Origin of the sequence: Bradyrhizobium altum (assembly GCF_020889705.1) — a bacterium.
Lineage (GTDB): Bacteria > Pseudomonadota > Alphaproteobacteria > Rhizobiales > Xanthobacteraceae > Bradyrhizobium > Bradyrhizobium altum.
Map to the genome: position 1 here is coordinate 1 of NZ_JACMYP010000519.1, position 1,829 is coordinate 1,829.

The window sequence follows — 1,829 nt, forward strand, 5'->3', positions numbered from 1 at the left end:
TGGCGCGGTCGCCGCTGCCGGGTCGGTCGCCGCTGCGGCGGCGACGGGGACGGCAACCACGGCGCTGGCCGCTGCCGCATTGGCTGGATCCGGCTGCGGCACGGCTTGCGTCGTGGCCTTGTCGCCGGTGGATTGCGCATCGGTGCTCGACTTCGAGTCGTCCGATTTCGATTTCGACTTGGTCTTGGGTGGCGCGTCGCTGTCGCTATCGACCCTTTTGTCATCGCGCGAACTGCCGGAATCCCGCGACGTCCGGTCGGGGGCCGTGCTGTTGTCGCGGGAGCGTGCATCGGTCGTCGAGGTCGAATCGTCGGACCGGCGCGCGGGCGCCGGTTGGGCGTCGTACCTGGTGTTGTCGCTCGTGGACGCAGAATTGCTGTCGACCAGCGCGGCAAAGCCGTCGTTCCCCGCCTGCGGGGCGGGATCGGGCCGCGGCGACCGCGGCGCCGCGCCCTGAAAAGACCGGCTTGCCAATGCTTCCGACGTCACGCTGACCACTGCCAACCCTCGCAAATGAGACTTCCGGCGTATTGTCAGCAAGGAGCGGGCCAATCATGGAGCGTGACAAATGATCAGTTATTTCAATTGGTTAAGAGTCGTGCACGCGGCCTGGAACGGGTTCCGGACAGGCCTCCTTTTTGCCCGGCGGCAAGATTTGCCGTCCGCGCACGGCAAGACACGGATTCCGCCGGATTGCCTCGCCGGAATACGGCCTATATTAAAGGTGGCCTCCGACGCGTCCCGAACCGACCGAACCGGCCTTGGACGCGTTCTAAGGCTTTCTGGACAAAGGCTTTTTCCAATTTCGTCGCGGAGCGCATAAGCTCGCCGCGACAGTGACCAATGACCGCTTAGAGATGCTCAACAGTCTGGATCTTGAAGGCCGCCCTGAAGACACACGGATCGTCGTTGCCATGTCCGGCGGCGTCGACTCGTCGGTGACGGCTGCGCTGTTGAAGTCGCAGGGCTATGACGTGGTCGGGATCACGCTGCAGCTCTACGACCATGGTGCGGCGACCCATCGCAAGGGTGCCTGCTGCGCCGGCCGCGACATTCACGACGCGCGCAATGTCGCGGAGCGGATCGGCATCCCGCATTACGTGCTCGATTACGAAAGCCGCTTCAAGCAATCCGTGATCGACAATTTCGCCGACAGCTACGCGCTCGGCGAGACGCCGGTGCCGTGCATCGAGTGCAACCGTTCGGTCAAGTTCCGCGATCTGCTCGCGACCGCGCGCGAGCTCGGCGCGCAGGCGCTCGCTACCGGACATTATGTCGCCTCGCGTCGGCTTGCCGACGGATCGCGCTCGCTGACTTGCGCGGCGGATGCCGATCGCGACCAGAGCTATTTCCTGTTCGCGACCACGCGCGAGCAGCTCGACTTCCTGCGCTTCCCGCTCGGCGACATGACCAAGCCGCAGACCCGCGAACTGGCGCGGCGCTTCGATCTCGAGGTCGCCGACAAGCAGGACAGCCAGGACATCTGCTTCGTGCCGACCGGCCGCTACACCGACATCATCGGACGGCTGAAGCCGAATGCGATCGCGCCCGGCGACATCGTCGATCTCGCCGGCAACGTCATCGGCCAGCACCAGGGCATCGTTCATTTCACCGTCGGCCAGCGCAAGGGCCTCGGCATCGCCTCGGGCCATCCGCTCTATGTGGTCAAGCTCGACGCGGCGACGCGCCGGGTCGTGGTCGGGCCGCGCGAGGCGCTGCGGATGGATCGCATCGCGCTGCGCGACGTCAACTGGATCGGCGACGGCGCGCTGGACCGCGTGATCGGCGAGGGTATCGAGATCTATGTCCGCGTGCGTTCGACGCGCGCG

Annotated in this window: 2 protein-coding genes; both read left to right on the top strand. The window is 65.7% G+C overall.

Going from position 1 to position 1,829, the window contains the following annotated elements:
• Nucleotides 1-457, top strand: a 457-nt coding sequence (locus tag H8B02_RS47040; protein WP_229172481.1) for a hypothetical protein, incomplete at its 5' end; no start/stop codon positions are given.
• A gap of 400 nt (nt 458-857) precedes the next feature.
• A partial coding sequence (gene mnmA / locus H8B02_RS47045) for a tRNA 2-thiouridine(34) synthase MnmA (protein ID WP_229172482.1) occupies nt 858-1,829 on the top strand: 972 nt, incomplete at its 3' end.